5 protein-coding genes are annotated in these 6750 nt (G+C 69.5%); all 5 read right to left on the reverse strand.

Going from position 1 to position 6750, the window contains the following annotated elements:
* Window positions 1–117: 117 nt before the first annotated feature.
* Entirely contained in the window at window positions 118–1329 is a 1212-nt protein-coding gene (locus AC3ET4_RS01765; protein WP_431945061.1) for an acyl-CoA dehydrogenase family protein, read from the reverse strand.
* 12 nt (window positions 1330–1341) lie between these two features.
* Window positions 1342–1863, reverse strand: a complete 522-nt coding sequence (locus tag AC3ET4_RS01770) for a MaoC family dehydratase (RefSeq protein ID WP_431945063.1) — start codon at window positions 1861–1863, stop codon at window positions 1342–1344.
* A 65-nt stretch (window positions 1864–1928) separates the two neighbouring features.
* Complete coding sequence (locus AC3ET4_RS01775; RefSeq protein WP_431945065.1) at window positions 1929–3941, reverse strand: protein meaA; 2013 nt, start codon at window positions 3939–3941, stop codon at window positions 1929–1931.
* A gap of 14 nt (window positions 3942–3955) precedes the next feature.
* Window positions 3956–5293, reverse strand: coding sequence for a crotonyl-CoA carboxylase/reductase (gene ccrA / locus AC3ET4_RS01780; protein WP_431945067.1), 1338 nt, complete (start codon window positions 5291–5293; stop codon window positions 3956–3958).
* Window positions 5294–5885: 592 nt separating this feature from the next.
* Window positions 5886–6644 (reverse strand): TetR family transcriptional regulator, encoded by a 759-nt coding sequence (locus tag AC3ET4_RS01785; RefSeq protein WP_431945069.1) that lies wholly within the window; start codon window positions 6642–6644, stop codon window positions 5886–5888.
* Window positions 6645–6750 lie beyond the last annotated feature (106 nt).

Consider the following 6750-nt stretch of genomic DNA (forward strand, 5'->3'; position numbering starts at 1 on the left):
TCCGTGAATGGTATCGGCAGGGACCGGCAACTGGGCAAGCCAGCAGCCGAGTCAGTGGCCGATATTTGATGACTGGGCGTGACCTTGGGGTCGCGCAAAGTAGTGCAACTCAGACATTCATCCCTGGATTCGGTACTCCTCGAGCAGTCGGCGTCCGATGATCATTTTCTGGATCTCGGCGGTGCCCTCGCCGATGAGCAGCATCGGCGCCTCGCGGTAGAGGCGCTCGATCTCGTACTCCTTGGAGAAGCCGTAGCCCCCGTGGATGCGGAACGCGTCCTCCACGACCTCCTTGCAGTACTCGGAGGCGAGATATTTCGCCATGCCGGCCTCGAGGTCGTTGCGCTGGCCGGAGTCCTTCTTGCGGGCCGCGTTCACCATCAGGGCGTGGGCCGCCTCGACCTTGGTGGCCATCTCGGAAAGCTTGAACTGGATGGCCTGGTGCTGCACGATCGGCTTGCCGAAGGTGTGCCGCTGCTGGGCGTAGGCGATCCCCAGTTCGAAGGCGCGCTGTGCGACACCGCAGCCGCGGGCGGCCACGTTGACCCGGCCGACCTCGACGCCGTCCATCATCTGGTAGAAGCCGCGGCCGCTGCGGCCGCCCAGGACGCGATGTGACGGAACCTTCACATCCTCGAGGACGAGCTCGGTCGTGTCGACGCCCTTGTAGCCCATCTTCTCGATCTTGCCGGGGACGGTGAGGCCCTTCACCGTCGGGTTGGGCCCAAAACCGGGCTCCTTCTCGATGAGGAAGGTCGTCATCGACTTGTGCGGGGCCGCGCTCTCCGGCAGGCCCTCGTCCGTCCGGCACAGCACCGCGACGAGGTTGGACGTGGCGCCGTTGGTCAGCCACATCTTCTGGCCGTTGATGACGTAGTCGTCGCCGTCCCGGACGGCCTTGGTGCGGATCGCCGAGACATCGGAGCCCAGGCCGGGCTCGGACATCGAGAAGGCGCCGCGCACCTCGCCGGTGGCCATACGGGGCAGGAAGTACTCCTTCTGCTCGTCGGTGCCGTGCTGCTTGAGCATGTAGGCGACGATGAAGTGCGTGTTGATGATGCCCGACACGCTCATCCAGCCGCGGGCGATCTCCTCGACCGTCAGGGCGTAGGTGAGCAGGGACTCGCCGAGCCCGCCGTACTCCTCCGGGATCATCAGCCCGAAGATGCCGAGATCCTTGAGGCCCTCGACGATGTCGGTGGGGTACTCGTCCCGGTGCTCCAGCTCGTTCGCGACCGGGATGATCTCCTTGTCGACGAAGCTGCGCACCGTGGAGAGGATCTCCTGCTGGACGTCGGTCAGCCCGTCGGTCTGAGCGAGTCGGCTCATGTCTGCTGCCTCCTAGGCGTTCACGTCGGGACGGGGGGAGACGGACGGGCGGCCGGGCTGCTCGCCGCCGCGTTCCTTGACGTAGCCGGCGGTGGGGACCAGCACCTTGCGGCGGAAGACGCACACCAGGGTGCCGTCCTGCTTGTGGCCCCTGGTCTCCACCTGGACGATCCCGCGGTCGTCCTTCGACTTCGACGGCCACTTGTCCAGCACGGTCGTCTCGCCGTAGATGGTGTCGCCGTGGAAGGTCGGCGCCACGTGCTTGAGCGACTCGACCTCCAGGTTGGCGATCGCCTTGCCGGAGACGTCCGGCACCGACATGCCGAGGAGCAGGGAGTAGACGTAGTTCCCCACGACCACGTTCTTCCCGAAGTCGGTGGTCTTCTCGGCGTAGTTCGCGTCCATGTGGAGCGGATGGTGGTTCATGGTCAGGAGGCAGAAGAGGTGGTCGTCGTACTCGGTGACCGTCTTCCCGGGCCAGTGCCGGTAGACGGCTCCTACCTCGAACTCTTCATACGTACGGCCGAACTGCATCTTTGCTGCGCCTCCGGGGTGTCGAACGGGTTCGTACGGCTCCGTACGGATGTTCGCCGCCGTGTTCAGGCGGCGACCTCCAGCGGGTCCAGCTTGCCGGCCCTGCGGATCTCGTCCACGATCCTGCCGATGATCCCGGTGATCGCGAAGTCCTTCGGCGTGAACACGGCCGCGACGCCGGACTCGACCAGCTTGGCCGCGTCCGCGGGTGGGATGATGCCGCCCACGACGACCGGCACGTCGCCCGCTCCCGCCCTGCGCAGCCGGTCCAGCACGTCCGGCACGAGCTCGGCGTGCGAGCCGGAGAGGACCGACAGCCCGACGCAGTGGACGTCCTCGGCGACCGCCGCCGAGACGATCTGCTCGGGGGTCAGCCGGATGCCCTGGTATACGACCTCGAAGCCGGCGTCGCGGGCCCGTACCGCTATCTGCTCGGCGCCGTTGGAATGGCCGTCCAGCCCGGGCTTGCCCACCAGCAGGCGCAGCTTGCCGGCGCCCAGCTCGCCGGCGGTGAGCGCCACCTTGCGGCGGACCTCGGCCAGCGGTGTGCCGGGCTCGGCGGTGACCGCGACAGGGGCGCCGCCCACGCCGGTCGGGGCGCGGAACTCGCCGAAGACGTCGCGCAGCGCCCAGGACCACTCTCCCGTGGTGACGCCGGCCCGGGCGCACTGCACGGTGGCCTCCATGAGGTTGCCGGTGCCGGCAGCCGCCGCCTTGAGCGCCTCCAGCGACCGCTGCGCCCGCACTTCGTCCCGCCGGTCGCGCCAGTCGTGGAGGGCGGCGACGACCCTTGCCTCGTTCTGCGGGTCGACGGTCATGACGGCGCCGCCCAGGTCGGCGGTGAGGGGGCTGGGCTCGGTCGCCTCGTAGCAGTTGACACCGACGACCTTCTCCTCGCCGGACTCGATCCGTGCCCGGCGCTCGGCGTGCGAGGAGACCAGCTGCGCCTTCAGGTAGCCGGACTCGACGGCGGCCATGGCGCCGCCCATCTCCTGGATGTGCGCGATCTCGGAGAGGGACCGTTCGACGAGCTCGCCGACCTTCGCCTCGACGACGTGGCTGCCGTCGAAGATGTCGCCGTACTCCAGCAGGTCGCTCTCGTGGGCCAGGACCTGCTGGATGCGCAGGGACCACTGCTGGTCCCAGGGGCGCGGCAGGCCGAGCGCCTCGTTCCAGGCGGGCAGCTGCACGGCGCGGGCCCGGGCGTCCTTGGACAGGGTCACGGCCAGCATCTCCAGCACGATGCGCTGGACGTTGTTCTCCGGCTGCGCCTCCGTCAACCCGAGCGAGTTGACCTGCACCCCGTACCGGAAGCGGCGCTGCCGGGGGTCCTCGATGCCGTAGCGCTCGCGGGTGATCGTGTCCCAGACGCGGGTGAAGGCCCGCATCTTGCACATCTCCTCGACGAAGCGGACCCCCGCGTTGACGAAGAAGGATATGCGCGCGACGACGTCGCCCATGCGCTCCTGCGGCACCTGGCCGCGCTCGCGGACCGCGTCGAGCACGGCGATCGCGGTGGACATCGCGTAGGCGATCTCCTGCACCGGTGTGGCCCCGGCCTCCTGCAGGTGGTAGCTGCAGATGTTGATCGGGTTCCACTTGGGCATGTGGTGGACCGTGTACGCGATCATGTCCGTCGTCAGCCGGAGCGAGGGGCCGGGGGGGAAGACGTACGTCCCGCGCGACAGGTACTCCTTGACGATGTCGTTCTGGGTCGTCCCCTGGAGCCGGGTGACGTCGGCGCCCTGCTCCTCGGCGACGACCTGGTAGAGCGCGAGCAGCCACATGGCGGTGGCGTTGATGGTCATCGACGTGTTCGTCTCCTCCAGGGGGATGTCCTGGAAGAGCCGGCGCATGTCGCCGAGGTGGGCGACCGGGACCCCGACCCGGCCCACCTCGCCGCGGGCCAGCACGTGGTCGGGGTCGTACCCCGTCTGCGTCGGGAGGTCGAACGCGACCGACAGGCCGGTCTGGCCCTTGGCGAGGTTGCGCCGGTACAGGGCGTTGGACGCCTCGGCGGTGGAGTGCCCCGCGTACGTCCGCATCAGCCACGGACGGTCCTTGCGACGCTCGTTCATGGTCCCTCCCGGTCTCAGACGTTCCGGAAGCGGTTGATGGCGTCGATGTGCCTGGCCCGCAGTTGCTCGTCGCGGACGCCGAGGCCCTCCTCGGGGGCGAGCGCCAGCACGCCGACCTTGCCCTGGTGCACGTTGCGGTGCACGTCGCGGGCGGCCTGGCCGGTCTCCTCCAGGCGGTAGGTCTTCGACAGCGTGGGGTGGATCCTGCCCTTGGCGACGAGGCGGTTGGCCTCCCACGCCTCACGGTAGTTCGCGAAGTGCGAGCCGACGATGCGCTTGAGCGACATCCACAGGTAGCGGTTGTCGTATGTGTGGTTGTAGCCCGAGGTCGAGGCGCAGGTGACGACGGTGCCGCCCTTGCGCGTGACGTAGACCGAGGCGCCGAAGGTCTCGCGCCCCGGGTGCTCGAAGACGATGTCGACGTCCTCGCCGCCGGTCAGCTCGCGGATGCGCTTGCCGAAGCGCTTCCACTCCTTCGGGTCCTGGGTGTGCTCGTCCTTCCAGAACCGGTAGTCCTCGGCGGTGCGGTCGATGATGGCCTCGGCGCCCATGCGGCGGCAGATCTCCGCCTTCCGCGGCGAGGACACCACGCAGATCGGGTTGGCGCCGCCGGCCAGGGCGAACTGTGTCGCGTAGCTGCCCAGGCCGCCGCTTGCGCCCCAGATCAGCACGTTGTCGCCCTGCTTCATGTCGGCGCCGTTGCGGGAGACCAGCTGGCGGTAGGCGGTGGAGTTGACCAGACCCGGGGCCGCGGCCTCCTCCCAGGTGAGGTGCCTGGGTTTGGGCATCAGCTGGTTGGACTTGACCAGCGCTATCTCGGCGAGGCCGCCGAAATTGGTCTCGAAGCCCCAGATGCGCTGCTCGGGGTCGAGCATCGTGTCGTTGTGGCCGTCCGCGGACTCCAGTTCGACGGACAGGCAGTGCGCGACGACCTCGTCGCCGGGCTTCCAGAGGTTCACTCCGGGCCCGGTGCGCAGCACGACGCCCGCCAGGTCGGAACCGATGACGTGGTACGGCAGGTCGTGCCGCCTGGCCAGTGGGGAGAGCCGGCCGTAGCGCTCCAGGAAGCCGAAGGTGGGCAGCGGCTCGAAGATCGAGGTCCACACCGAGTTGTAGTTGACCGAGCTGGCCATGACGGCCACCAGGGCCTCGCCCGGGCCGAGCTCGGGTACGGGCACCTCGTCCAGGTGCAGGGACTTGCGCGGGTCCTTCTCGCGGGTGTCGAGGCCCTCGAACATGCCGGCCTCGTCCTTGTGGACGGTGATGGCGCGATACGACTCGGGCAGCGGCAGCGCCGCGAGGTCCGCGGCCGTGTTTTCGGACGCCATGATGGCGTCGAGGATGTCCTTCACGAGATGCCTCCGGCGAAGCGCGACGTAGGAACGCTTGGGGGACGTCGGGAGGAGTGCTGGGGGTGGCGCCGTCGGTTCGGCGGTGCTGCGGCTGTCCGTGGCGGTTGCGGCGGATGGTGCGGAGCGCGAGTGACGCGGTCGGTGCCTGTGACGCAGGCGCCCGGGCCTTGGGGACAGACGGCGAACGACCAAGCCGGCACGCCGCCCGCCCGGACTTAACTCACAGTATGGCACCGCGTGCCATCCCGCAAGACACTGCGTGCCAACAATTCTTCTCAGATGACATCACGGCCGCACATTTGAGCATCACAAAAAGGCGTCCCGACGCTGTGGCCAGGGGCGCGGTACGACGGACCCGGGGTGCGGGGCCGGGGTGCTGCTGTGGCGGGCCCTGGGGCGCCGAGGGGTGCCGGGGCGCCGCTCAGGCACGCGGCCGGCCTCAGGCCCGCCCGGGGTCTGCGGCCCTGGGTGAGGGGGACCGGGCGGCCGTGCTGCGCGATTCCGGAGGTACGGGCCGGCTGCCCACCGCCGACACCGGCGGCCAGGGACGTGCGGCCTCGGCGGTTCGTGCTCGGGGCGTGGGTGCGGGCGGCTACGCGCCCTTCAGGGCCTTCTCGATCGTCCGCATCACCTCGGCCGGCGAGGCGTCCGTGCGCGCCACGGCGACGACGACCTCGCCCTGGGTGGAGGCGATCACCGGGGCGGGGGAGGGGCGCCGGCCGATGCCGGTGCCGAAGGTCTGCTTGATCACCTCGAAGGCGTGCTCCAGCTGCGCCTCGACGTCGCCCTTGCCTCCGGCGCGCAGCCAGCGCCGCAGCACATGGTTGTGGGCGGCGACGACGGCGGACGCGGCGACCTCCGCCAGCAGCGGGTCGTCGTCACCGTCGCGGTGGGCGCCCTCGTCGAAGTGGCCCAGCAGATAGCGGGTGAACAGTCGCTCGTAGCGGGCCACCGAGGCGATCTCGCGCTCCCGCAGGATCGGGATCTCGCGGGTCAGGCGGTAGCGCTCCACCGAGACCTCCGGAGCCTCGGCGTACATGCGCAGCACTTCGGTGATGCCGCGGCACACCGTGTCGAGCGGATGCTCGTGGGGCTCGGCGGAGTCCAGCACCTGACCCACGCGCACCAAGGTGTCGTCGTGGTCGGGGAAGATCGCCTCCTCCTTGGAGCGGAAGTGCCGGAAGAACGTCCGGCGCGCGACCCCGGCGGCACCGGCGATCTCGTCGACGGTGGTCTCGTCGTACCCCTGGGTTGCGAAGAGGTGCATAGCCGCGGCGGCCAGTTCCTGGCGAACTCGACGGCGCTGGGCGGTGGTGGAGGACGCGCGGGCGGGCTTCACGGGCTGGGGCATACCGCGAACGTACTGCATTCCCGCCGGACGTTGGGACGGGCCCGGTTTCCCGGTGCGCTGGGGGGGGATCCAGAGGAACCCCCCCCCCCCCAAAACAACCCCGCCT

Source organism: Actinacidiphila sp. bgisy167, assembly GCF_057707665.1.